Below are 26,125 nucleotides of genomic sequence, written 5' to 3'. Positions count from 1 at the left end.
TAAACCTATTAGCGTATTAAGAAAATGACAGAATTGACTCGTTACCTTATAAAATCAACAGTTGACCAGAAAGGGATCGTAAAAGCATGGGAGGAGCAGGTTGCGATTCCAACATACGAGATTGGGACGATGGAGAAGAATCCCATATTTGCCGAAAAGCGCGTATACCAAGGTAGCTCGGGGGTAGTATATCCCTATCCGATCATAGAGAAAATTAGCGATCAGAAGCGAAACAAGATCTATCAGGCGCTATTTCTTGAAAATGAATATATCAAGGTAATGATTCTTCCAGCTTTAGGTGGACGGGTTCATATGGCTTATGATAAAGTTAGAGAACGACATTTCGTTTACTATAATGAAGTTATCAAGCCCGCTTTGGTTGGGCTCACTGGTCCTTGGATTTCTGGAGGGATTGAATTTAATTGGCCTCAGCATCATAGACCGACTACTTTTATGCCTACAGAGCATTTAATCGAACACAACAGCGATGGAAGTATTACGGTTTGGTGCAACGAAATCGAACGTATGTTTCGGATGAAGGCCATGCAGGGATTTACTTTGCATCCCGACAAAGCGTATCTGGAAATCAAGGTTCAGGTGTATAATCGGACAGCATTGCCACAAACTTTTCTGTGGTGGGCCAATCCGGCTGTTGTTGTGAATGACGACTATTATTCCGTGTTCCCTCCCGATGTCAATGCCGTTTTTGATCATGGAAAGCGAGAGGTTTCTTCTTTCCCGATTGCTACTGGGACCTATTATAAGTACGATTACTCGGCAGGTGTTGATATTGCACAATACAAAAATATTCCTGTTCCGACATCCTATATGGCCATTCAATCGAAATACAACTTCGTTGGCGGCTATGAGGCTGGTGCTACCAATGCGGGGATGTTGCATGTGGCCGACCATCACATTTCACCGGGGAAAAAACAGTGGACCTGGGGAAATGGTGACTTTGGTGTCGCTTGGGATAGAAACCTGACAGATGAAAATGGGCCATACATTGAATTGATGGCTGGTGTATATACAGATAATCAGCCTGATTTTGCTTGGTTACAACCTTACGAAGTGAAATCTTGGTGTCAGTATTTTATGCCTTACGCAGAAGTTGGACAGGTGAAAAATGCAACAAAAGATGCGGTGCTCAATATGGAGGTTAGGGAGCAGACCGCTCACATTGTTTTGTATACAACAGGGAGGCATGAAAATATACGTGTTTTGTTACGTAATACGGCCGGTAAAATCTATTTGGACGAACAAGTGACTTGTTCTCCTCGGAATATTTATACCCAACGTGTTGCTGGACTGGAGAGTGTACCAACCGAACTCATATTGACTGTGTATGATAAAAATAATCATGAAATATTGGTTTACCAGCAGGAGCAGGTGAAGGATGCTAAAGATGTACCCAAACCGGCACAGGCAGCATTGTTGCCCGAAGATATTTGTTCTATCGAAGAATTGTTTTTGACAGGGCAGCATCTGGAGCAGTACCGGCATGCAACTTATCATCCATTGGATTACTATAAAGAGGCGCTACGACGTGAACCGAACGACATCAGATGTAATAATGCAATGGGCGCTTTCTTGTTGCGGAATGGTAAGATAGAGGAGTCTATCACTTATTTTGAGACCGCTATCGCTCGCGCTACGGAGCGTAATCCCAATCCTTATGATGGAGAACCTTACTACAACCTTGGTGTAGCTCTGCAACTATCTGGGGATCTGAATGGGGCTTATGCAGCTTTCTACAAAGCAACATGGAATGCCGCATGGAAGGATTCTGGTTATTTTGGTTTGGCACAAATTGATGCGAAGAGAGGCAATTGGAAAGCTGCTTTAGAAAAAATAGATCAGTCATTGAGCAGAAACTGGTATCACCATAAAGGAAGGCAACTAAAAGCTTCTATTTTAAGAAAAATCGGGCCAAAAGATGCTGCTTTAGCATGGATTCAAGAATCAATGGAATTGGATCCGTTTAATATGGGCTGTCGATTCGAGTGGTACCTGTTAACACAAGAAGAATCGATATTTTCTCCTATTCTCGATTTAGCGCGCGTTAATATTCATAGTGTGATGGAGTATGCATTGGATTTTGCTCATGCCGGTCTGTATGAAGAAGCATCTTTACTCCTGGAAAAAACCATTGAAGACGTAACCTTAGTTTACCCAATGGTATATTATACACTCGGTTATTTCGCGACTCTTTTGGGCTTGCATGACAGGGCTAAAACTTATTGTGATCAAGCCGTCGTTATGGATCCTACCTATTGTTTTCCAAATCGCTTGGAAGAGATTGCAATTCTCCGACATGCCATAGTTTTAAATAGTGCTGACGCAAAGGCATCGTATTATTTGGGCAATCTTTGGTATGGTAAAAGACAGCATCAGGATGCTGTAGACTGCTGGGAACGTTCTATTCAATTGGATGGACAGTTTCCTACTGTTTTTCGCAATTTGGCCTTAGCTTATTATAATCGGATAGACAAGAAGAAAGAAGCCTTGCCCCTATTGGAGAGCGCATTTTCATTGGATGAAACTGATGCACGTTTGCTCATGGAGCTTCATCAGCTCTACAAGAAGGAGGGACGCTCTTACAAAGAAAGGTTGGCCCTGCTCGATCGATATCCGGATTTGGTGACGCTTAGGGACGATCTATTCTTGGAGCGGATCACCCTATTTAATCTCTTGGGTGAATATGAGGACGCGAAAACGTTGCTTGCTTCCAGGCAGTTTAAGCCCTGGGAAGGAGGGGAAGGTAAGGTCTCTCGTCAATACACGATATGTCAGCTCGAATTGGCCAAAAAATCGATACTGCAAAATGAACTGCAGCAGGCGCTTTCCTTGCTGAAGGCGCTTGATTATTATCCACATAACCTGGGTGAAGGTAAGCTTATTACAATGGAAGAAAACGATGTTCACTATTATAAGGGACTCGTCTATCGTTTATTGGGGATGGACGAAGAAGCTAAAGTTTATTTCTATAAAGCAACAGAAGGTGCTGATGAACCCCAGCAGGCCCTTTTCTATAATGATCCACAACCAGATAAGATATTTTATCAAGGTTTAGCCTGGCATGAGCTTGGTGATCCAGTGCGAGCTGAACAACGTTTTCAATGTTTAATAGATCATGGAAAGTTATTTATTGACAAGCCTTTTAAAATAGATTATTTTGCAGTTTCCTTGCCTGATATGGATATTTGGGAGGAAGATCTGGATCATAAGAATAAAATACATTGTTTGTATGTCATGGGATTGGGGTATTTGGGGAATGGAGATCGTGCTTTGGCAATGGATTATTTAGCACAAGTCCAGCAGTTGGATCCCAATCACCAAGGGAGCCACGCTATTATGTATTCTTTCTTAGGTGAAACTTCTTTAAAGAATTAATTCAGTATGTATCGCTATATCATTGTATTCGTCGTTCTATTTCAAAGTTATACGGTCTGGGCAGATGGATTAAATCGTCTTGACCTTGCAGGTGAGTGGAAGGTTCGGCTTGATCCGGACGATGTCGGTATCGAGCATGGTTGGGCTGGTAAATCGTTCGAAACATCGATCAGATTACCAGGAACAACTGATGATGCGGGTTTAGGAACCGTAAATACGTTGACACCTGCTCTTGCCAAACCTCAGCTTTCGCATCTAACGCGAGCACATCGTTATGTGGGGGCAGCATGGTATACACGGGAAATTTCAATTCCGGCAGGTTGGACAGGTAAGGAGATCATTTTAAACCTCGAGCGGGTTCTTTGGGAGTCTAGGGTTTGGATCGATGGGATAGCGGTAGTACAAAAGCAACGTAGCCTTGTCAGTCCGCATGAGTTTGACTTAAGTTCGCTACTGAAAGCAGGAAAGAAACATCGGTTGACAATCCGCATAGATAACAGGAAGAAGCTCCCAATTAGCGTTGATGATATGGCACATGCTTATACCGATCACACCCAAATTATTTGGAATGGCATTCTTGGAAAGATAGCTATTCAGGCCTACGATGCGGTGCGTCTGAAGTCTGTGTATGCGAGTCCTAATCTAGCGAAAAAGGAAATCAATCTGCAGATCAATCTCCGTAATAGACTTGCAAAGGCCGTTGTCGGTAAACTGAAAATAAAGGTAAAAGACAAAATGGGGTCGCTACCATCCGTTGAAAGAATCATTCAGCTGTCGCCAGGGGATTCAGCAATTAATCTAAACTACCTTCTTGGTGACAAACTGAAACTTTGGAGCGAATTTTCACCGCATTTGTACGACATCAATCTGGAATTGACAACCATAGATGCCGTATCAACATTGAGTACCTCAATAGGTATGCGTGAGCTTTCTACGGATGGGACCATGCTAAAAGTCAATGGTGAGCCTTTATTTTTGAGGGGAACATTGGAATGCAGTATCTTTCCGTTAACGGGACATCCGCCGATGGATAAGGCCGGTTGGAGAAAAGTCTTTGTGACAGCGCGCGAATGGGGGCTAAATCATCTGAGGTTTCATTCATGGTGTCCTCCTGAGGCGGCCTTTGCTGTTGCTGACGAATTGGGATTCTATCTTCAAATTGAGTTGCCAATCTGGGAGAATAATCTTGGTAAAGATGAGGGAGTGATGAATTTTCTCTATGAAGAGGCCGATCGAATAATGCAAACCTATGGAAACCATCCGTCCTTTTGTTTTTGGAGCATGGGTAACGAGTTGAGTGGTGATTTCAATGCGCTGAATGCGCTGGTAAAATACATAAAGGAAAAAGACAAACGGCATCTTTATACCGCAACTTCTTTTACATTCCAGCAAGGGCATGGTGTCAAGGAAGAACCCTATGATGATTATCTGATTACCCAGTGGACAGCCAAGGGCTGGGTACGGGGACAAGGTGTATTTAATAGCGAAACACCTACATTCAATAAAAACTACAGCAATTCTTTGGAAGGAATTTCGATTCCGGTCGTGACGCACGAAATTGGACAATATGCTGTCTATCCCAATCTCGCCGAAATCAAAAAATATAAAGGTGTTTTAAAACCGTTAAACTTCATTTCTGTAGCAGAAGATCTAAAACAAAAAGGATTATTACATAAGGCCAGCGCATATACGATGTCCTCGGGAAAATTGGCAGCTATTCTGTACAAAGAGGAGATGGAAAGAGCGTTGAAGACACCGGGTATCAGTGGTTATCAGCTCCTTGATCTTCACGATTTCCCTGGTCAGGGAACGGCATTAGTAGGCTTATTAGATGCTTTTTGGGACAGCAAACATATTCTCTCTGCGGCAGAATTTCGACAATTTAGTGCTCCAGTAGTGCCTTTGCTTCAGTTTGCGAAAGCTGTATATACCAACGATGAAACGTTCAAAGCTTCTATAGATGTGAGTAATTATGGACAGGAGATTTTGAAGAATCAGGGGATTAGTTGGTTCCTGAAAGATGCGGGAAAAATAGTCGCACAGGGACATTTTCAGTCAACCATTGGAAAAGGACATCAAGGCAATGTGGGGCATTTAGAAGTACCATTACAAACAATTGGACAGGCGAAGAAATTGACGATTCAACTTAAACTTGAGGGTACTTCATACGAAAATCATTGGAATATTTGGGTGTATCCTCAGAAGGTAGCCGTTAATTTTGGGGAAGTTAGCTATACGCGCGAATTGGAGGAAGCAATGCGTTGGTTGAAAGAGGGGAAGAAGGTGCTTTTAAACCCCAACTGGAAGAAAATAGATGGTATTGAAGGGAAGTTTGTTCCTGTGTTCTGGAGCCCCGTACATTTTCCTAAACAGGCAGGTACAATGGGGTTGCTTTGTGATCCTAAACATCCTGTATTTGCCGATTTCCCGACAGATAATCATACGGATTGGCAATGGTGGGATCTCCAAATTAAATCGACTACGATGATTACGGATCAGGTCAAAGGTGGACATGCAGTTGTAGAGCTCATTGATAACTTTGCCAATAATAGAAGATTAGCATCTCTTTTTGAAGGGACGGTAGGATCAGGCAAGCTGATGATCGCTTCGTTCGATATGGAGGCGGATCTAGCCAATAGGCCCGTTGCAAGACAGCTGTTGAGCTCCATATTAGCGTATATGAACAGTACAAAGTTTAGGCCTAAAGTGATCGAAAATCCGGCAATTCTATCGCAGGTATTGCGCTACAAAGAAGCGCAAGAAAAATCCGAACCCAAAGCGATCTATTAGTTAGAAGATCGCTTTGGAAAAATTTAATATGCTTGATTTTTTAAAATAAATATGTTGAAATAATTGTTAACTTGGCCTTGTAATCTAATTGTTACCTGAAAAGCACAAAGACCAATAAACTGAAGATTGGGCGCTTTAGTTATGAGAAAAGAAAACGATGAAGCCAATTTGATCCAGGCGCTCTCTATAGGAAAGCAGGCTGTTTTACCAAAACTTTACGAACGATATGCAGACCGCATTTTCGATGTATCTTTCCATTTGTTGAAAGATACAGGTTGGAGCGAGGATGTCGTGCAGGAAGTTTTCGTGAAACTGTGGACCAATAGAGAAAGTATAAAACAGGATGTGGATCTCTGGCCGTTTCTCTATGTATTGACTAAAAGAGAGTGTTTTAATAAACTAAGAAGTATTAAGCGTTCTCATTCGGCCTTTGAGCTTCTATATTACCATATTGAACATCATTCGGATAGCGCCGACGGTTTAATAGAACGAAAGGAACTTGCTGGTGAAATAGAAAATTATCTTTCCCTACTTCCTGAACAACAAAAACTTGTTTTTACATTAAGCCGAATCGAAGGGATACCTCACAATCAAATTGCAGAAGAACTAAATCTTTCTAAGAATACTGTAAAAAACCATCTTGCCAGAGCATCGAAACATTTAAAACAAGTCCGTTCTGGACGAAATCCGCTATTAACCCTATTTTTTTATTTTTTCTAAAAAAGGATCTCATTTCTTAATGTATCCGTATTGACGAGCCGTTGTCATCCCCTTGGTTAGGACTTGGAGTCAATTAATAAATTTTTACGACGATAGGGGATCCAGTAGGTATAAAAAAAAATAAAAAAATATTTTTCGCTGTAGTCCTTTTCTGTTTTTGCGGTGTACTGTCTAAAATAAATACTTAGAAAGTACGAACCAATTTGACCATGCAAGAAGAAAGACTACGCTATTTGCTAACCCATTATTTTAGAAATACAATCTCTCGTTCGGAATTGAAAGAGATGCTCGATCAATTAGATCAGCTGGAAGAAGCTGAATTCTCTGATCTTTTTGAACGTATGGGCGAAAGAATTCCTGAACGCTCAGAGTTGTTTAACAGGGATCAGGTTTTAAATCAGATCTCAAGTCGAATAGGGGAACATCATGAAGAGATAGGAAATGAAAGAAAATCAAAGCTGCGCTACATCAAATGGGGGGGGATTGCTGCCGCAATTGTTGTCTTTTGTTTTTCAATTCTGTTTTTGGTCCAGCAAAGCGCGCAGGAAACAACGTCTCAACAAGCCATCTCGCCAAAGGAAATCGCCTTGCCGGAAAACGGTGCACCTATACTTAAACTTTCAAATGGTGATCAATATTCAATTTCAGAAGAGCATCCCGAGACCTTGGATAAAAACGATCTGAGCATCGTTAAAGCAACAGATGGCACAGTAGTGTATCAGATAAGAAATAATGGCAAAGGCAAATCCGAGATGAGAACTTTCCTTAGTCCAAAAGGTAGTTCATTGACCGTGAAGCTGATTGATGGCACACAGGTTCAACTAAACTCTGGCGCTAGCTTGACCTATCCCACGCATTTTGATGATCACACTCGCACAGTATCCTTGGATGGTGAAGCTTATTTTGATGTCACTCACGACAGTCGCAAACCTTTTGTAGTTCAGACCAAGCAAACCAAGATCAGTGTGTTGGGGACGCAATTTAATGTTGCTTCTGATTTAAGCAAAACTAAAATATTGACCACTTTAATCAAAGGTAAAGTCGCTGTAAGCGCCGGACAGAATCAACAGATTTTGAGCCCAGGGATGCAAGCACAAACTGATCTGCGTACGAAGCAAATTGTGCTGCAAGAAGCTGATCTAAAAGAGGTGCTTGCCTGGCGGGATGGTTTCTTTCGCTTTTCGGAAGACAATATTGAGACTGTTTTGAGAAAGGTGAGCGAATGGTACGATATTAAAGAAATTAAGGTGCAGTCGTCCTCAAGAGATACATTTACGGGGATGATAAAGAGAACTAAAAAGCTGTCGGATCTGTTCGGACAGCTGGAGAAAATATCTAATTATAAATTTAAAATTCAGGATGGGAGGGTCCTTGTTATGTAATGATGTGACCTTCAGCTAAAAGTAATCGGAAGTGCTCGCAACACTCCCGATCGTTGTTTAGCAATTAAATAGACCTAATTGAGTTATGAACCATTTAACACCAAACCTATACAAATGTATAAAAGGAATAGCAAAAGTTGCTTTTTTACACAAAAATTCTTTGTAAAAGCATTTATCAGGATGAAAGTATGCATACTAATCCTCATCATCTCCATGGTGCACGTCTATGCATCTAGCTTTGGTCAGCAAGTGACATTGGATATAAAAAACGGACGTTTGGTGGACGTCCTGGATGAGATTCAAAAACAAACGGGGTACGAGTTTTTGTATAATAACAGTTTGATTAATAAACAGAAAAGAGTAACCATTAAAGCGAACCACAAAAACTTTAAAGAGCTACTTCAGGAATTCTTATCGGAAAGAGGCCTGACCTATGAATTGACGTTGAATACCGTATTGATACGGGCGAAGCAAATTTCTTCGCCAATTGCGCCGGTCAATATCATTCAGATACAGCGAAGGAGGATTACCGGTGTTGTGTCGGATGTGAAGGGAATGCCATTGGAAAGTGTCACGGTTTCGGTTAAGGGGACAACTATTGGAACGAAGACCGATGCGCAGGGGCAATTTGCTTTGGAAATTGAAGATCAGCACAAGGTGCTACAGTTTTCTCTGGTAGGATTTCAGTCGTTCGAGCGTAATATTAGTACGTCAAATCAGCTGAATGTCACTTTGGAGCCCGCAGTAGCTGATCTGGAGGAGGCGGTAGTTGTTGCTTATGGAAAACAACGAAAAATTAGTGTGGTAGGAGCGATTAGCAGTGTTTCTCCGCAGCAGTTAAAAACTCCCGTAGCTAAAATCAGTAGCGCATTGGCGGGGCAGATGGCGGGAGTTGTTACGGTTCAGGGCTCTGGCGAGCCGGGGTCGGCAACTTCATTCTGGATACGAGGGGTCAGTAGTTTTGCAGGAAGTAACAGTCCATTGATTTTAGTCGATGGAATCGAGCGTCCAATGGATCTAGTTGATCCTGAGGATGTGGAGTCTTTTTCAGTTTTGAAAGATGCAACTGCCACAGCCGTGTACGGAGTAAGGGGCGCCAATGGTATTGTGATCATCACGACAAAAAGAGGAAAGAAAAGTGCCAAACCAACAATTAATGCTCGTGTTGAGCGTGGTATGTTGGAACCTGTTGTCTTGCCTAAATTGGCAAATGCCGCTCAATGGTTAGATTATTATAACGATATCAATTTTGAAGCTTCTGGAAAAGCACCATTGACACAGGAAGAGATAAATAAATATGTGAATAAAGTTGACCCGGATGTATATCCAAATGTAGATTGGATGCAAGAAATCTTTAAAAAGAGAACATCAAATGAGCGTTTGAACGTGAATGTAACCGGAGGAGGTGATTTTATTAAGTATTATGTGTCGGGTTCCTACATGAAAGAGAATGGAATCTTTCAGCCTCGAAAAACATCTAATTATGATCCGTCGGTAAATTTCGATCGGATCAATTTTAGATCGAATGTCGATATCAGACTTTCTAAATCGACAGAAGTAAATCTGAATCTCTCCAATCAATATGAAACAAAAAATCGATTGGGTGTCAATTTAAGCGATATGTATGAAATGGTGCTGCATACCACTCCGGTCGCAACGCCTATCCAGTTTTCCAATGGAGCTTATGCACAGCCCCAAGGCGGGAGAAACCCATATTATGCACTCAATACCACTGGATTCTCGAAGGATTTTTGGAATAATGCACAGTCATTGATTGGTATAACGCAGGATTTTTCGGAGCTGATAACTCCCGGTTTGAAAGCGAATGTCAAATTCTCCTGGGATGCAAAGAACTCTTCGACCTTAGACAAAAGAAAGGCTCCGACCACTTATTATGTTGACAAAGCAAATCCACGTGACAGTGAAGGGAATCTCATTTTAAAAGATAATGGTAATGGCAGTGATTATCTTGCTTTAGCGGATTATCATTCTGGAGAGCGTGCGACCAATTTTGAAAGCTCTCTAATGTATGACCAGTTGTTTGGTGAAAAACATCGTGTGGGCGGGTTGTTCCTGTTTTCTATGCGCGAGCGAACAAATAACTTTCCAGAACGGGATTATATTGCAGCGTTTCCCTATCGCAATACGGGGATTGCTTCACGTTTGACCTATTCCTACCAAGACCGCTATTTTATAGAAGGTAACTTTGGCTATAATGGTTCGGAGAACTTTGCGCCAAAGAAACGCTTTGGTTTCTTTCCTTCCCTAGCTATGGGCTATGTTATTAGTAATGAGTCCTTCTTCAAGTCGCTTTTGCCTGTTGTAAACTTCTTGAAGATCCGGGGATCCATTGGTAAGATTGGCAGTGATAAAATCGGCGGTTCCCGTCGGTTTGCCTATAATTCCGAAATGAAACTCGATGGCGGTTATTCTTTCGGCATTGGCGGTAAAAATTATATTCAAGGTATAGCAACTGGTTATCCCGGTAACCCGTTGGTTGCCTGGGAAAGTGCATTAAAGCGTAATATTGGTCTTGAACTAAGTCTGTTTAATAAGCTGACTATACAAGCCGATTATTTCGCCGAAAAGCGCGATGGAATTTATATTCTTCAAGGTAGTGTCCCTTCAATCGTGGGAATTAATGTAAAACCTTACGTTAATATTGGGCAGATGCAGAATAAAGGAGCCGAAGGTTCATTGGAATTTAATCATCGTCAGGGGGAAGTGGGAATACAAATTCGTGGTAACCTGACCTATAACCGAAATAAAAAATTATTTGATGATAATCCAGTTCCGAGATGGGCTTACCAGTCTGAGATTGGACAGCGTTGGGGGCAACAGCGTGGCTTGATTGCTTTGGGACTGTTTCAGTCGGAAGAAGATATCGCACATAGCCCAATTCAGCGTTATGGCGACATTATACGCCCTGGAGATGTCAAATACCGTGATATCAATGGTGACGGTGAAATTACGGATGAAGACAAAGTGGCTATAGGAAACACAGAGATGCCACAATGGAATTATGGGTTTGGAACCAGTGTATCTTGGAAGGGATTTGATTTATCGGCCTTTTTCCATGGTGTTGGACAAATATCGCGGATTATTGCAGGTGGACCTTTATATGGTCAAACCGGAAATATTTGGGGTTATGGACAGATTTATTCGGATGTAGCTGATCATCGCTGGAGTGCAGACAATCCAGATCCAAATGCTATTTACCCACGATTGTCATTTAATATTGCCAATAACGCTCAGCCTTCAACCTTATGGCAGCGCGATATGAGTTTTATCCGTTTGAAGAATCTAGAACTAGGCTACACGTTGCCAAAGCTGTTGACCGAAAAATGGAAAATGTCCATCGTGCGTATTTATGCACAAGGCGTGAATGTATTCACGTTTAGTAAGTTCAAACTATGGGATCCCGAATTGGAGACGGTCTCGGGTAGCAGTTATCCCCAAATGCGTGTATTTAATGTTGGTTTAAGTGTGACACTCTAATCTGAATGAAAATGAAAAAGTATATATACTCGGTTTCTTGTCTTTTGTTGTTACTTTCCTTCGGGTCATGTAGCAAATACCTGGATGTAGATCTGGAAAATCAGATGACCTTGGAAGAGGTGTTCAATAAACGGAAAACCACTGAGCAATACTTAGCTCAGGTATATGGTTATTTGCCCATAGAACATGACATGTTTAGCGGTGAGGGTGGAAATGTGCCACTAAGTGATGAAGCCTTGTTTTCTTGGGTTGCCTGGGTTCCATGGCTCAACTTTACGAACGGTGCCTGGGGAGTTACAACACAGGATTATACAACTTGGGAACAGAATTATAAAGGGATTAATCAGGCAACCATTTTTATTGAAAATATTGATAGAAATGTAGAATTGAGCGCTGCTACTAAAGATATCATGAAAGCTGAGGCCCGTTTTTTAAGAGCCTATTTTTATTATCTGCTATTAAAAAGATATGGGCCCGTATTTGTATGGGGCGACCGTGCACCTGATAGTAAAATTGATCCCACAACAGTGGACCGTATGTCTTTGCAGACGAATGTGGATTTTATACTTTCTGAATTTGATAAAGCAAGTGCTGTCCTGCCACAAGAAATAACTGATCAGGCTTGGTACGGTCGTCTGACAAAAGGAGCTGTGATGGCGGCAAAATCTGAACTGCTCCTGTATATGGCCCGACCGTTATTTAACGGGACGAAGCTATATCTGGGAATAAAGAATAAAAGTGGTGAATTCTTATTCCCACAGGCAGCGGATCCCAATAAATGGGAGCTTGCGGCGAAATCAGCCAAAGAGCTAATTGATCTGAATTTGTATGCCCTTTACCAAGATAACAAGGAGACGAACGCTTTCCGACGTGCGATCAAATCCTATATGGGTATTTATTTTGATAAATGGAATTCGGAAGTTATCTGGGGAAGATGGTCCGATGATGGCTTCAATTATAATGTACGAACCGCACCACCACGGGTTGTGACAATGGGCTGGGGTGGTTATGCGCCTTCCTTAAAATTGGTAGACACTTATCCAATGGCAAGCTCTGGACGCTACCCGATTACAGGTTACAGTAGCAATGGACAGCCCATAATCGATGAAAAATCAGGGTATAAGGAAACAGGATTTACAGATAACTATGTACATCCACTGGATAATTTTGCCTCCTTTAAAGCACATAACAGTTGTGTCGGAAGGGATGCTCGTTTTTATGCATCTATTTTGGCCAACGGGATGTATTGGACCAACCCAAAACCTCAGCCTAGGCAGGTGACATTCTTTGATGGCGGAACTTCATCGTATACCAAAACAGGCGACTGTGTGAAATCAGGCTATTTGTGGCGGCGGATGAGTGATCCAACAAATGATATAGAATCTGGAAACTGGGGACAGTTTGCCTGGCCTTTTTTTCGTCTTGCAGAGATATACCTCAATTATGCAGAAGCATGTAATGAAAAACCAAGTCGAAATGAAGCTGAAGCATTGAAGTATGTGAATCTCGTGCGACAACGCAGCGGCTTGAATAAATTGGAGGAGGCTTACCCTGAAGTCTTGGGAAATAAAGAGTTGCTTCGAGAACTTCTTCGTAAGGAGCGCATGGTAGAAATGGCTTTTGAGGGGCATCGCTATCCAGATCTAAGAACATGGATGATTGCAGAACAGGAAATGAACGAGCCTTATTACACACGCAATGTCGCAGCTACAACTTATGAAGCTTCCTGGGAACGTACAAAAGATGTTTTTCCTGGAAAGAGAAGTTTTCAGGCAAAACATTACTTTTTCCCCATACAGCAAAAGCAACTGAGCGAGATGATAAACATAACACAAAATTATGGATGGTAGTACGTATTTATTAATACTGAAAATGATGAGAAATTATATATCCTGCTGTGTTGTCTTTTTGGGCCTATTTCTGTTGAATGGATGTCAAAAGGATGACCGGATGAATAACATGGTCGATGACACCATTTATTTCAGAGATTTCAAAGAGAATAAAATAACCGTATTTGACTGGGGAAAGTTTGATTATAATGTTACTGTTGTGAAAGCAGGTATCGGGCAACAGGCTGCGAAGGTCAACTTCAAGATTGACGAAGCTTATCTAGCAGCATATAATGCGCAAGAAGGGACAAACTATAAGCTGCTCCCCGCAGATTGCTACAAAATTGATCAAACAGCATTAGCATTTGAAAAAAAGGATTATCTACAAGATATTGCCGTTATTTTTGATAGCGAACGTATAAAAGCGTTGCAGGGAAAGTATAAGGAGTTGTATGTTATTCCTTGCCGTATTGAAGCTGAGGGCGGAATATTGCATGCGTTGAAACCTGAAATGGCAACTACATTGCTCATCCCCAACGTTAAAGATCCTTTTTTGGAGTTTACATCACCAGGACTGCAGCTGGATCAAATCAAATTAAGCCCCACAGGTGCTGAACAAGCAGTAGGCGAAGCAACATTAGGCACAAACTACCCTAACCAATGGGATCTTGACTATGAGATTGAAGTTGATCCAACCGTTTTAACTGTCTACAACGGAGCAGTCAGCGAGGATAAGAAGTTGAAATTGCTTCCAAAAGAAGCTTATCAACTCTTGCCTGAACCGTATAAAATTGCAGCAAAAAAGAATAAAACGAGCTTTTCCTATACAATTTTGAAAAAGGGGCTTATTGATGGAACAACCAATTTATTCGGAGAATATGCTTTGCCTTTACGAATTAAGTCGGTTTCAAAAAATGGGATTAACCCCGTAGCTTCGACAATATTAGTTCCTGTTTCATTTCAGCCGCCAGATATTGCACGAAGTGGCTGGAAGGTCATCGCTGCTTCTTCCGAATGGATTGGCGGTGGTGAAAAGGAAAATATACTCGACGGAAACCCGGATACCTTCTGGCATAACGTATGGATGGGCGGAGAACCACCATTGCCACATTACGTGATTATAGATTTCGGCAAAGAATATAATGTGATGATGGTTGAATTGACACGGCGACTTTGGAATAATGATTTAAAAGTTGTTGAGTTTTCGGCTAGTAATGATAACAAAACCTATGTTCCATTAGGAAAAATTGATTTTGGAACAAATAGTGCCAAATCGACGTTGGCCGTTAATGTTCCAACGACAAAAGCACGTTATTTAAAATGTACGGTTACAGCAAGTAATCGTCCTCCTTCATCCGCTATTGCAGAAGTATATGTCAAAGGGCTATAATAGCATACATCCTATTTTAGGCATGATATAGCTTAACGTACAATCTGGTAGAGCTGAAAGTCACTCCGGAAAACGGAGTGACTTTTTTATCTAAATGCCAGTTTAGAAAACAAACTAACAGATTTAAGAAGGACTTGCAATAAAATTTAATTCTTTAAAATTTTCGCTTTTTCTGCGTCAAATTCCTCCTGATTAATGATTCCCGCGTCGAACAGATCTTTTAGATCAAATAGGGCCTTTTTCTTCATTCCCATATCCACGTTTGATAAGGGTTCAGTGAATACTTTTTTCTCTGGAAGGACAGGCGCATCTTTAAGGGGATCGGTCTGTGCTCCGAAATCAATCAACAATGCCGTTATTTCATTAAAACCCTGCATATTGGAATAATCTATTGCTTTCTGTTCCAATACATTCGTTATATCTGTAACTGAGCCGTTAGATAGGAGATACCGCAACACATCTTTTTTACCATAGGCAGCAGCATAATGAAGTGCAGTATTGCCGGCAGCATCCTGTTTATCAATCGTTGCACCACTATCTAAAAGCTGTTTGACCAAAGACAGATAACCCATTTTTGTAGCTGTATGCAGTAATGTTTCTCCAGCATAATGAGGCTCAAAACCCAGAATAAAGATACGTCGCCCTGTCCGTTCGATCAGCTTTTCTAAATATTTACCGTCCTTTCCATCAAATGAATCTACGGGACGAGCATAATCCGCAGAGAGGCCTCTTTCTAAAAATATAGCAAGAAGCTCTTTTTGATTGCTGTTACAAACATACCACACAGGAGAAATTCCTTCGGCAGATTCGGCAAAAATATCGCTCCCCTGCTCCAATAACTTTTGAGCAAGAATACGATTCCCATTTTTTACAGCGAGGAGCAAAGGCCCTTCGCTTAAATCATTCAGGATATTGACAGATGCACCGTTATCCAACAACATATTGACAATAGGAATGGAGCCCAAAGATACCGCCAAATTTAAGGCCGTATTGCCCTCCTTGTCGGTAATGTCTACACGAGCACCATTTTCAACGAACAATTGTACCACTGGCGGATATTTTGCCTGCACAGCCAATAGTAACGGTGATTCAGCACTATTATTCAATGCGTTTACATCTAAACCTTGTGCGATCAGCTTTTCAGCCATTTCATGTTGCCCGGTGCGAGCTGTAATATGGAGCAAGCTATTTCCCAAAAAGTCGTTGATCATAATATTGGCATTATTTTCCAATAGATAGACCGCTGTTTGTTTTTGCTTTTGTAACAGGGCAAAATATAATGGAGTTTCCCCCCGATGATCCTCGTAGTCCACTATGGCTCCAGCCTGAACCAACTTCCTCACCAGATCCAAATAACCTCGATGTGCAGCATAATGCAATGCTGTTCGTCCCATTTCATCGGTGTAAGATACATCGACTTGATTTTTCTCTAGTAATATTTCCGCTATTTTACGTTTTCCGCTTTCACACGCAATTATAAATGACTGAGACATAAAGATTTTTTTCTGTTTTTATTGTTTTAATAACCATTCTACTGTCTTTACCTTGATATTTTCCTCCATGGCATAATCAACGGCCTTTTTGTCCATTATATTTTCCAATTGGGGATCGATGCCTTTACCTACAAGATATTTTGCTTTTTTATAAAGGTCTCGGGCCCTAGTTTCATCGTAATTGAGATTCACCTGGCAAATCTTATGCAAAAGCGTGTTACCCTCGTTATCTGCATAATTGTGATCTAGATATCCTTTGTCCATAATTTCTTGTACAACTAGGACCGATTTTTCTGCTAGCCAATCTACACCTGTTTTTTCTTTCTGATACCAAACTGAGGCGGCTGTCAGATCTGCACCGTGTTCCAAAAGCAAGATCAGAACGCTCAAATTAGTTGCACTATCGGTATGCATCATGCGAAGAAACGCATTGAGCAGATTTTCCCCCTGTTTGTTGACGCTATGAAAATCTGGCTTTCCATATTTGAGAAGAGACACCAGCAAATCTGGATTAGAATGCCTTACTGCCGCATAATAAAAGGCACTTTCCCCGTGCCAATCTTTTAAGCCTGGGTCTGCTCCTGCGTCCAGTAATCTAATCACAATGTCAGTTTTCAATGTGTCAACAGCCATATGCAGGGCTGTTTTTTGTTCAACATTGCCAATATTAGGATCTAGACCTTCAACTAATAGCCAGTCTACTAGCTCGTTAATACGCTCATTGGGCTGCATCCGAAGACTACAAACTTTAAAAAGCAATGTTTGTCCATACTGATCCATCCGTTGCAAGTCGGCACCCGACTCAAAAATAAGTTTTGCGAAAGGAATAGCTACATTCTCCTGTAATGCATATTCCAATAAAGTAATACCGCCTACTTCTTCGTTAATATCATCAATCAGTGCTAAATAGCTTTTCATCCAAATTAAATGGGCTTCAAGCTGCACTTCGGATGCAATCTGAGGTTTGAATAGCGTATTAATAACGGATGTGCTAAAGCGATCGTAATCGTATAGATCAGTTGAGATTAGTCCTTTTTTTACAAAATGATCCAAGATTCCATACTGTTGAGCTGTAATCAATTGGTTCACTACACTATTCAATTCGTAATCATGAAAGTCAATTCTACTGTTCGCAGCGGCAACAATCTGCTCCATCTCCGCGATTTCACCTTTACGTGAAAATTCAGTAAGCCTTTTTAATTCGTTATTTGTCATTTTTTGCTTTTGTTAATCGAAAGAAAATAAATCAGCATGGTTAAATGAAAAACGATTTAACTAGGAAAATAGTATGCATTCCATTTCATAGAAACAACAGAACCACCCTAAGCCTGTAAGAATATAAAAAAGTCACTCCATTTTCAGTCGTGACTTTTTTGTTTTTTAATAATTGTTCTTATTTGATACATTTGCACTGAATTGGGTAATGCTGAATAGCGTAAACCAGAAGTTTCGACTTCCCTGGTATATTTATTTGTCAAGTAGCTATCCTTTATACCGAGCTGTATTATTACATTATAATGAATAACTTTTTAGAACTCAATAAGCATAAATTCTTCTTCGCATTCAAGATAATATCGTTAAGTTTTACCCTACTCTTTGTTATCCTTCCCATGGCAATTTCTATTGCGAATGGAAATTATCCTACCTGGACTCTTTTCATCAGCGTTTTTCTGTTAGCGTCCGTTATATTCCCTCTTTTGTTAGTCGGAATGACTTACTTGGCCTGGCTGAATAAAATATGGGTTAAGAAGAAAGTACTTAATATACAGCCATTCGATGAATTGGATCGGATAGGATTTGCTACAGCCTATATTAATGAAAAATCGAAATGGAATTTAACCGAAGAAATCAAAGAGATTGTAATTGATGGTTATCGTATACAGTTCAATGTAATCATGGGATTTCCGAGTAATATTGAATTTAGGGCTTTAGTTAAGTATCCAATACTAGGAAGAGAACGATTTACGGCTTTCGTGGCAAGTTCCAAGCAGGATAACATATATTTAGACATTGATTCATTAATTAAAGTTTATTCGCCTAAAAAGGTCGACAATTTGACGATTGAGCAATTAGAAGCTGAACTGATACAATTTGCACAGGTAATGCGGCTTGAAAATTTTGAACCTTTGGATAGGACGTAAAACAACTAGGTCATATGCTTTTGACTACGCTGGTAATAAATTTCCATTGATTTTTTCGAGAGGCAATATGCTTATCAAAGGCACTAAATTGGTAACGGCTTTAAATAAAAAAAAGCGACTCTTTTAAAGTCGCTTTGTGTAGCCCGTAGGGGAATCGAACCCCTGTTTCAAGAATGAAAATCTTGCGTCCTAACCCCTAGACGAACGGGCCATATCGTTTTCGATGATGCAAATATAGAAGCTTTTTCAAAAAGCACAAAAAAAAAGTGCTGTCTGTGTGCTAATTCATTGAAATTGAGAAAAATTATTTTTTTAAAGGACCTATTCAACAGCGTATGCGAGCATATATTCATTGAACTTCTCGTAATGGACATCATAAATATGTTTGTCTTGATCGCTGTCGAGTTCAAGTTTTAATATGCCTTGTGTTTGATATTCGAATGGTTGTATGCTCATGTTATGCAGAAATGAGACACCTGCATTGCCTTGAAGTTTATAAATCGCTTCTTTGGCGCACCAACAAGCATATAGCTGCTCATAGCGGCTATCATCCTGAGCGATGAATGCAAGCTCTGTAGGTTTTAGAAACTTATGTTGGATGCGCTCTACTTTTGTTTTGATGATTTCCATGTCGATACCAACCTCACCTTTCGTACTGATCATTGCTGCAGCGTAATCAAAGGAGTGTGAAAGTGATATTTTTTGGGGGAAATTAGCCAGATAAGGCTTGCCATTTGCATCCGAAGGACATTCTATATAGCGGGATGTATTCAATAAGGTGCGCAACAGCACACGTGTGGCAAGCCAGTGCAACCGTCTTTTCCCCTTATTGAACGATCCTAATTTTGCTTTTTCACGTTCATCCAATTGAAGTTTCGACAATAAATCGTCGTCCGATTCCTCAATTCGCCAAATTGCAAATTTGGTTTGGTTATCAATTTCACGTAGATACACTAGACTCATACCCAAATTTAAAAAACAAATCGCAGATTTTTGTTTTGAAAAATGAAGTAAAATTAGTGGGAGAACTGTATTTTTGAATTTGTATAGCATTGCCTGATGCTTTTGCTATTTTGATACACATGATTTTATCTGATAAAAGAATTCTCGAAGAGATTGAAAATGGCAGCATTGTCATTCAACCATTTGATCGTAAGTGTTTGGGCACAAATTCTTACGATGTGCATTTGGGGAAATATCTGGCAACGTATGCAGACCGTGTACTGGATGCCAAGAAACACAATGAAATTCAGCATTTTGAAATACCGGAAGAAGGTTTTGTATTGGAACCCAATACCCTTTATTTAGGCGTTACGCAAGAATACACCGAAACGCATAAGCATGTTCCTTTTTTAGAGGGCAAATCGAGTACTGGTCGCTTAGGGATAGATATCCATGCAACTGCAGGGAAGGGTGACGTCGGTTTCTGTAATACCTGGACCTTGGAAATTTCGGTTGCCCAACCTGTTCGGGTTTACGCGGGAATGCCTATTGGACAATTGATCTATTTTGCTGTAGAAGGCGATATCGAGACATTTTATAATACCAAAGGTAACGCAAAATACAATGGCAAGACCATCCGCCCGGTGGAATCCATGATGTGGAAGAATAATTTCTGATGCGGAATATGGGATGGATTATTTTAGGGGCTCTATTGATTGTTCTCATCAGTGGAGTACTCTATTATTTTGTTCATCCAATGTTTGGTGGAAATTTCAAAGGAGCTCGACTGGAGCGGATGAAACAGTCACCAAATTTTAAAAATGGTATTTTTCATAATCTCGAAGTAACGCCGTCGTTGAAAGGCGATGTCAATATGGCCTCTTTGCTGTGGGATTTCCTTTTCAACAAAAATCCCCACCTGAAGCCGATCAAAGTATTGCCTGCTATGGAATGCGATTTAGCACATCTTCCCGCAGATGACGTTCTGATTTGGTTTGGTCACTCCTCCTACCTGTTGAAGTTAGATGGGAAATTAATATTGGTTGATCCGGTGTTCAGCAAAAATGCTTCTCCTATCCCAGGGAGCAATAAAGCATTTAAGATGTCTGTCGACTATGCGACGATGGTTTTTCCGAAAATTGACTATTTGTTTATCTCTCATGATCATTACGATCATCTGGACTATGAGACTGTTTTGAAATTGAGGGATAAAGTCGGTCGGGTGATTTGTGGTCTTGGCGTGGGGGCGCATTTTGAATCTTGGGGATATAAGGCGGATCAGATCATCGAGGGTGATTGGTACGACCAGATAAAACTGGCGCCCGATTTTCAGGTAACCTTCACACCCGCAAGGCACTTTTCGGGACGAAGATTTACACGGAATAATACCTTGTGGACATCCTTTGTGCTAAAAACTTCCCAGTACACTATTTTCTTAGGTGGAGACAGCGGATATGGTAAGCACTTCAAAAAGATAGGTGACCAGTTCGGTCCATTTGATTTAGCAATCTTGGAAAATGGCCAGTATAACGATGCCTGGCATTATATCCATTCCTTACCTGACGAATGGGCTGCTGAAACGAAGGATCTGAAAGCTCAAGCTATTTTGCCCGTTCATTCTTCTAAGTTCGCGTTGGCTATGCACGACTGGAGAGAGCCAATGGAGAAATTTTACGAGACAGCGAACAAAGAACAGATCACTCTCCTTACGCCAAAAATAGGGGAAATGATCCATTTTAATAGATTAGATACAGTATACGCGCCTTGGTGGCGTGATGTCAACTAAAGATCTATTTATTTTTTTCCTCAATCCATAAAGACATATATTTTGTGCTCTGCATCGTGTGGTGCAACAATATCTGACTAATAAAGTTTTGTTGGCGGTGCCTGTCAATCTGCGCTTTTAACAAAGATAGATTCGTCATAAAGTCAGCCTGATACTTTCGTTTTTCATAACGCTCGTTGATAATACGGATACCATGTTCTTGGGCTGTTTTCCAAAGATCTTCGTTTTCGTAAAGCTCGACAGTCTTTCGGCAGAAAGTTTCGGGATTGTCTTCGATAAACCCATTCCAGTCCAAATTACCCTTCATGGCTTCTGCTCCAACTGTCGTGGTAACAGATGGTGTGCCGGTTTGCATGGCGTCGATAAACTTTCCTTTTACGCCGGCACCAAATTGAATTGGAGCGACCAGTACACGGTAGTTTTCCATGGTAAGGCGAGCAGATTCCGCCCGTCCCTTGATCAGGAAATTCTCTTTAGAGTTGTTTAACTGAAGTACTTTTTGGGTTGCATAGGCACCATAAATGTGCAATTCTACTTTGGGAAGCATCTTCCGTAATTGGGGCCAGATTTGTGTTTTTAGATATTGAACCGTATGCCAGTTCGGCTCATGGATAAAATTTCCGATAAATAATAAGTTCTTCCGCTCTTCAAAGGGCTTCCATTGATTAATTTCAGTAGAACTGATCTCATTTTCCAGGAAAGGGAGGTAATAGAGGATGTCGGGTGAAATTCGAAATTCTTCGATAAGAATCTTCATTTCGGATTCGGAGATAATCAAGGAGAGGTCACTTCGCAGAATAGAGGCAATTTCCCGTTTAGCGGTGTCTGTAAATAACTCTTGAAAGGAGAAATCACCTTTATTTTTGACGGATGCCTGTCTCGCCTGGCGTAAAAAATGCAAGTCTTCCGTGTCGAGTATGCGGAGTGCATGGGGACAATACTGTGCGACACGCCAACCATATTGTTCTTCTACCATAAAACGATCGAAAACAACAATATCGGGTTGTAGTTGAGTAATAAAATCGTCAAAGCTATCGCTATTGAGCACAATTGCTTGCTCATGCACACCAAGAGATTGCAAAGGGGCACTATAAGGTGACTTCGCAGCAGCCGAAGCAAATGTAATGTGATAAGAGCGGGTCGTGAACGTTTCAATTAATTGCATCATGCGAAAGCCCGCTGCTGAAGATGTTGGCTCTGGCCACACAAGTCCGATGAACAAAACCTTTTTCTCTTTCATGCAGGAAAATTACTGATTAATGTGAAAAGAATTGACGAAAAATTAACAATTAGTCATTTTCAAACGATTAGCTTTATTTTAGTGTTTATACTATATTTAAAGGTTATTCATCATTAAACGATCATATGGCCAAAACTATTGCCCAGCGGATTCGACATTTTTCGCCAAAGACTTATTGGAAGGAATTAATAGCTGTTTTGGTTATCTTATTGGCCTTCGTATTTTTTAGAAATGAGCGGAAGGAGCTTGCGGCAATTATTCCGCAGTTGCGCGCAGCCAACTTAACCTGGGTTTCGGTAGGCGTTGGAATTACCATCGTCTATATTGTGCTTCAGGGATTGATGTATGTGCAGAGTTTTAAAGCGATCGGCCTTTCTATTAATCTGAGAATCGCCATTGATCTTTTCCTGAAGAGAAATTTACTCAGCGTGTTTCTACCTGCGGGCGGGATTAGTTCTTTGGCATATACAACAACGGAGTTGCGGAAAAGAAATTTGAATACAACGCAAATTCACCAAGCAGGGGCGCTGTATGGCTATGTCGGACTACTGACGGTCTTTATGATTGGTGTACCTGTTATATTGTATACGATCTGGCATAATAAAAATTTTGGTGATGCCTGGATCTCATTGGTGGTTTTGGGACTGCTCCTGGCTGCCGTATTTTGGCTTGTTTGGTCTTTTCGAACACACAAAGGCATTTATCGTTGGGTCGAATTAAAGTTTCCTGCTGTAGCCTCTAACATCGATGAAATATTTTCAGGGGAAGTCAAGCTAAAATATTTGTTGGGTACCATGTTGGCGTCCATGGTCGTCGAATGTTGCGGTATTGCCCATGCTTTTGTTAGTATGTATGCTCTTGGTTTGGACCACTCCTTCGAGGCTGCGGCTATTGCCTATACTGTTTCGGTCGTATTGATGATTGTTTCTCCTTTTCTACGGGGCCTTGGGGCTGTAGAGCTGACCATGCTGTATATTTTTAAAGCGTACGGCTACTCGCAGGCAGAAGGATTGGGCATTACAATTCTCTATCGGGCATTCGAATTTTGGCTTCCATTACTCTTGGGAATCCTTGCCTTTGCATGGCGTGGTAAGCAATTGCTGGCACGTATTGGACCGGCGTTGCTTATATTTTTCTTAGGCGTGGTAAATCTTGTTTCCGTATTGACACCACCATTGGCTGATCGTATGAAACTTGATCGTTTTTATTTACCGCTAGAAGCAATTCATGCTTCTAAATTTATGGTATTGGTTTTGGGCTTAGGACTATTGGTTACTTCAGCCTACTTGATTAAAGGTTTCCGTATTGCGTTCTGGATCGCCGTGGTGTTTAGTGCCTTGTCGCTGTTTGGACATGTGTTTAAGGCATTGGACTATGAAGAGGCATCGGTTGCTTTATTGACCTTGATTTTATTGGCAATGAGCTATAAGCAATATCGCATCAAGAGTAATATTCGCTGGGTAAGAATTGGGTTTATCACATTTTTTGTCGCGCTGATAGCGATATGCCTGTTTGATGTGTTGAGTTTTTACTTCATTGATAAGCAACATTTCGGGCTAGACTTTACATGGGGACAATCAATATATCATACGGCACGGAGTTTTCTGTTGTTTGCAGACGATGAATTGATGCCCCAAACAGCTTTTGGTCAGGAATTCCTACGCATTACTCAAGTGCTTGGGCTTTTTTGCTGGTTCCTCTTGATATATGCCCTCGCACGACCTCGTCTCATTGATGGTGAAGATTCCAGTAAATCTGAAATCGACCGTGCGGAACAATTATTGCTCGAATTTGGGCAGTCTCCGATGGATTTTTTTAAACTGGGAAAAGATAAGAGCCTATTTTTTTCGGAAATATCGGAAGGGTTTACGGCGTATCGCCTGGCTAACGAATTTGCTATTGTATTAGACGAACCTGTGTGTGAACAGGGAGATAAGGAAGAGTTGGTTCAGGAATTTGATGCATACTGTTATGCAAATGGATTAAAAGCTGTTTATTATCGTGTGGATGAGAATAGCTTGGTTCATTTTTCTTCCCTGCGCAAACAAAAGATTACCATTGGGCAGGAGGCAGTACTCGAGCTAGATACATTTAAGCTAGAGGGGAAAGACCGTAAGTCTTTGCGTAATGGCCTTAATGCAATTCAAAAGAAAGGTTTTACCACGGAAGTGTTGAAAGCACCTCAGAAGAAAGAAGTTATTGATGAATTGAAGGTAATCTCCGATGAGTGGTTGCGAGCGTTTGAAAAAAAAGAAATGGTTTTTTCTCAAGGCATGTTTGATGAAAATGAGCTTATTTCACAGGATATTATTGTGCTGAAAAATGAAGTAAACCATATCGTTGCCTTTCTGAATATTATTCCCGATTATGCGAAAGATGAATGCACTTATGATATGATCCGGAAATCTCTTGAAGCTCCGGGCGGAAGCATGGATGCCTTGATCGTTGAGCTCATCGCGTATGCTAAAACTCAAAAATATGTCTACTTAAATTTGGGAATGGTACCAATGACAGGTTTTGGTGCGACCGATAGTCCTGCAGAAAAGATTATGAAATTTGCTTCAACCCGGTTGGGCAACTTTAAACATTATCATAGCCTGCGCGACTTTAAAGAGAAGTATGCGACTTTTTGGGAAAATAAATACCTTATATTTGATAACGATTTTGATCTCTTACAACTTCCGGTAGCAATGGTCAAAGTGATGAAACCGAATGAATAGCTTCGTGTAGATCTCATACAGATGAAAAAATTAGCCACTTTATTTATAATTGGTAGCATAGCATTTCACGCTTTTGCTCAACAACGTTTAATTGACATGAAATACTGGAATAATAAAGCGGCACTCCCCCTGGTTCTCTATCTGAGTGGAGATGGAGGATTCAATTCGTTCTCAAATAAGCTCTGTGAGCTGATTGCTGGAGCAGGATATACGGTGGCAGCTATCGATTCTAAAAGCTATTTCTGGAAGAAGAAAAGCCCGAATGAAATAGCAGGAGATATTTCTAATACCTTGAAGACTTTGCTATCCTCACGGCAGAATATGCGTCTTTTCATCGTTGGGTATTCATTTGGAGCAGATGCGGTCCCTTTTATTATTAACCGCTTGGATCCAGTTGTTAAAAAAAATGTAAAGAGCGTTGTGCTTTTGGAACCATCCGTGTCTACAGATCTGGAGATCCATATAGCTGATATTTTAGGCCGTAGTAATACAAAGCGAAGTCTTGATGTCATTTCTGAAATCAATCGCATGGATGGAGTCAAAACGGGCGTCATTCTCGGTGACGACGAAGCCGATTTTCCTGTACAAAAAATAACACTTAAGAATTTTACAAAAAAATACCTCTCCGGGGGCCATCATTTTAGTGGGAATGCAGACCCGGTAGCGAAGAATACAGTCGCACTTTTCTAATCGGGCGGGGTTGTTGTCTGCTAGCTTTCTTTTATGGTGGTTATACAGTCGCGATAGTCCTTTTCCCGTATTAAGATCAGTGAAAGCTTTAATTCGATTCATATTTCTTGT

At 40.9% G+C, this 26,125-nt stretch carries 16 protein-coding genes and 1 tRNA gene; 12 read left to right on the top strand and 5 right to left on the bottom strand.

Translation table 11 applies throughout. The annotated features are described in order from the left end of the window. Window positions 1–24: 24 nt before the first annotated feature. From ACLCDV_RS25210 to ACLCDV_RS25180, 7 genes are all read left to right on the top strand, one after another. On the top strand, window positions 25–3,393 hold the full coding sequence (locus ACLCDV_RS25210) for a DUF5107 domain-containing protein (RefSeq protein ID WP_411972526.1): 3,369 nt from the start codon (window positions 25–27) through the stop codon (window positions 3,391–3,393). 6 nt (window positions 3,394–3,399) lie between these two features. Continuing rightward, a complete protein-coding gene (locus ACLCDV_RS25205; RefSeq protein WP_411972525.1) occupies window positions 3,400–6,183 on the top strand; it encodes a sugar-binding domain-containing protein in 2,784 nt (927 codons plus the stop codon). Window positions 6,184–6,324: 141 nt separating this feature from the next. After that, window positions 6,325–6,903 carry an RNA polymerase sigma-70 factor gene (locus tag ACLCDV_RS25200; protein ID WP_317669108.1) on the top strand — a complete coding sequence of 193 codons (579 nt, stop codon included), beginning with the start codon at window positions 6,325–6,327 and terminating at the stop codon, window positions 6,901–6,903. Window positions 6,904–7,112: 209 nt separating this feature from the next. After that, entirely contained in the window at window positions 7,113–8,285 is a 1,173-nt protein-coding gene (locus ACLCDV_RS25195; protein WP_317669109.1) for a FecR family protein, read from the top strand. Between the two features lie 180 nt (window positions 8,286–8,465). Next, the gene (locus ACLCDV_RS25190) at window positions 8,466–11,783 is read left to right on the top strand and encodes a TonB-dependent receptor (protein ID WP_333577379.1); all 3,318 of its coding nucleotides are present in this window, start codon (window positions 8,466–8,468) and stop codon (window positions 11,781–11,783) included. Window positions 11,784–11,794: 11 nt separating this feature from the next. Then, window positions 11,795–13,633, top strand: coding sequence for a RagB/SusD family nutrient uptake outer membrane protein (locus tag ACLCDV_RS25185; RefSeq protein ID WP_333577378.1), 1,839 nt, complete (start codon window positions 11,795–11,797; stop codon window positions 13,631–13,633). Window positions 13,634–13,655: 22 nt separating this feature from the next. Further along, window positions 13,656–15,002, top strand: a complete 1,347-nt coding sequence (locus ACLCDV_RS25180; RefSeq protein ID WP_411972524.1) for a BT_3987 domain-containing protein — start codon at window positions 13,656–13,658, stop codon at window positions 15,000–15,002. A 146-nt stretch (window positions 15,003–15,148) separates the two neighbouring features. Here the strand turns inward: ACLCDV_RS25180 and ACLCDV_RS25175 are convergent, their stop codons facing one another. Both ACLCDV_RS25175 and ACLCDV_RS25170 read right to left on the bottom strand, forming a co-directional pair. Next, on the bottom strand, window positions 15,149–16,495 hold the full coding sequence (locus ACLCDV_RS25175; protein WP_411972523.1) for an ankyrin repeat domain-containing protein: 1,347 nt from the start codon (window positions 16,493–16,495) through the stop codon (window positions 15,149–15,151). 18 nt (window positions 16,496–16,513) lie between these two features. Next, window positions 16,514–17,710 (bottom strand): ankyrin repeat domain-containing protein, encoded by a 1,197-nt coding sequence (locus ACLCDV_RS25170; protein WP_411972522.1) that lies wholly within the window; start codon window positions 17,708–17,710, stop codon window positions 16,514–16,516. A 302-nt stretch (window positions 17,711–18,012) separates the two neighbouring features. Here ACLCDV_RS25170 and ACLCDV_RS25165 point away from each other — a divergent pair, with 302 nt between their 5' ends. Next, the gene (locus ACLCDV_RS25165) at window positions 18,013–18,636 is read left to right on the top strand and encodes a hypothetical protein (RefSeq protein WP_411972521.1); all 624 of its coding nucleotides are present in this window, start codon (window positions 18,013–18,015) and stop codon (window positions 18,634–18,636) included. A gap of 139 nt (window positions 18,637–18,775) precedes the next feature. On the opposite strand, the gene ACLCDV_RS25160 is transcribed toward ACLCDV_RS25165, so the two are convergent. Together ACLCDV_RS25160 and ACLCDV_RS25155 are read right to left on the bottom strand one after the other, a co-directional pair. Further along, a tRNA-Glu gene (locus ACLCDV_RS25160) sits at window positions 18,776–18,847 on the bottom strand. A gap of 110 nt (window positions 18,848–18,957) precedes the next feature. Continuing rightward, the gene (locus ACLCDV_RS25155) at window positions 18,958–19,599 is read right to left on the bottom strand and encodes a 4'-phosphopantetheinyl transferase family protein (protein WP_333577374.1); all 642 of its coding nucleotides are present in this window, start codon (window positions 19,597–19,599) and stop codon (window positions 18,958–18,960) included. Window positions 19,600–19,718: 119 nt separating this feature from the next. Here ACLCDV_RS25155 and dcd point away from each other — a divergent pair, with 119 nt between their 5' ends. Beyond that, entirely contained in the window at window positions 19,719–20,255 is a 537-nt protein-coding gene (gene dcd, locus ACLCDV_RS25150) for a dCTP deaminase (RefSeq protein WP_046673098.1), read from the top strand. 8 nt (window positions 20,256–20,263) lie between these two features. Beyond that, window positions 20,264–21,364 carry an MBL fold metallo-hydrolase gene (locus ACLCDV_RS25145; RefSeq protein WP_411972520.1) on the top strand — a complete coding sequence of 367 codons (1,101 nt, stop codon included), beginning with the start codon at window positions 20,264–20,266 and terminating at the stop codon, window positions 21,362–21,364. Between the two features lie 4 nt (window positions 21,365–21,368). On the opposite strand, the gene ACLCDV_RS25140 is transcribed toward ACLCDV_RS25145, so the two are convergent. Beyond that, window positions 21,369–22,604, bottom strand: coding sequence for a glycosyltransferase (locus ACLCDV_RS25140; protein WP_411972519.1), 1,236 nt, complete (start codon window positions 22,602–22,604; stop codon window positions 21,369–21,371). 125 nt (window positions 22,605–22,729) lie between these two features. Between ACLCDV_RS25140 and ACLCDV_RS25135 the strand changes: the two genes are divergently transcribed. Together ACLCDV_RS25135 and ACLCDV_RS25130 are read left to right on the top strand one after the other, a co-directional pair. Beyond that, window positions 22,730–25,324 carry a phosphatidylglycerol lysyltransferase domain-containing protein gene (locus ACLCDV_RS25135; protein WP_411972518.1) on the top strand — a complete coding sequence of 865 codons (2,595 nt, stop codon included), beginning with the start codon at window positions 22,730–22,732 and terminating at the stop codon, window positions 25,322–25,324. 21 nt (window positions 25,325–25,345) lie between these two features. Further along, entirely contained in the window at window positions 25,346–26,014 is a 669-nt protein-coding gene (locus tag ACLCDV_RS25130) for an AcvB/VirJ family lysyl-phosphatidylglycerol hydrolase (protein ID WP_317669120.1), read from the top strand. The last annotated feature ends 111 nt before the right edge of the window (window positions 26,015–26,125 follow it).

Origin of the sequence: Sphingobacterium sp. Lzh-3 (assembly GCF_046764375.1) — a bacterium.
Classification (GTDB): Bacteria; Bacteroidota; Bacteroidia; order Sphingobacteriales; family Sphingobacteriaceae; genus Sphingobacterium.
The sequence above is the reverse complement of the archived record's forward strand: the minus strand, read 5'-3'. Positions and strand labels throughout refer to the sequence as shown.

Excerpts from the sequence above, each read along its gene's own strand:
- ACLCDV_RS25210 (WP_411972526.1), top strand. The coding sequence starts at position 25 with ATGACAGAATTGACTCGTTACCTTATAAAATCAACAGTTGACCAGAAA.
- ACLCDV_RS25205 (WP_411972525.1), top strand. The coding sequence starts at position 3,400 with ATGTATCGCTATATCATTGTATTCGTCGTTCTATTTCAAAGTTATACG.
- ACLCDV_RS25200 (WP_317669108.1), top strand. The coding sequence starts at position 6,325 with ATGAGAAAAGAAAACGATGAAGCCAATTTGATCCAGGCGCTCTCTATA.
- ACLCDV_RS25195 (WP_317669109.1), top strand. The coding sequence starts at position 7,113 with ATGCAAGAAGAAAGACTACGCTATTTGCTAACCCATTATTTTAGAAAT.
- ACLCDV_RS25190 (WP_333577379.1), top strand. The coding sequence starts at position 8,466 with ATGAAAGTATGCATACTAATCCTCATCATCTCCATGGTGCACGTCTAT.
- ACLCDV_RS25185 (WP_333577378.1), top strand. The coding sequence starts at position 11,795 with ATGAAAAAGTATATATACTCGGTTTCTTGTCTTTTGTTGTTACTTTCC.
- ACLCDV_RS25180 (WP_411972524.1), top strand. The coding sequence starts at position 13,656 with ATGATGAGAAATTATATATCCTGCTGTGTTGTCTTTTTGGGCCTATTT.
- ACLCDV_RS25175 (WP_411972523.1), bottom strand. The coding sequence starts at position 16,495 with ATGTCTCAGTCATTTATAATTGCGTGTGAAAGCGGAAAACGTAAAATA.
- ACLCDV_RS25170 (WP_411972522.1), bottom strand. The coding sequence starts at position 17,710 with ATGACAAATAACGAATTAAAAAGGCTTACTGAATTTTCACGTAAAGGT.
- ACLCDV_RS25165 (WP_411972521.1), top strand. The coding sequence starts at position 18,013 with ATGAATAACTTTTTAGAACTCAATAAGCATAAATTCTTCTTCGCATTC.
- ACLCDV_RS25155 (WP_333577374.1), bottom strand. The coding sequence starts at position 19,599 with ATGAGTCTAGTGTATCTACGTGAAATTGATAACCAAACCAAATTTGCA.
- dcd (WP_046673098.1), top strand. The coding sequence starts at position 19,719 with ATGATTTTATCTGATAAAAGAATTCTCGAAGAGATTGAAAATGGCAGC.
- ACLCDV_RS25145 (WP_411972520.1), top strand. The coding sequence starts at position 20,264 with ATGGGATGGATTATTTTAGGGGCTCTATTGATTGTTCTCATCAGTGGA.
- ACLCDV_RS25140 (WP_411972519.1), bottom strand. The coding sequence starts at position 22,604 with ATGAAAGAGAAAAAGGTTTTGTTCATCGGACTTGTGTGGCCAGAGCCA.
- ACLCDV_RS25135 (WP_411972518.1), top strand. The coding sequence starts at position 22,730 with ATGGCCAAAACTATTGCCCAGCGGATTCGACATTTTTCGCCAAAGACT.
- ACLCDV_RS25130 (WP_317669120.1), top strand. The coding sequence starts at position 25,346 with ATGAAAAAATTAGCCACTTTATTTATAATTGGTAGCATAGCATTTCAC.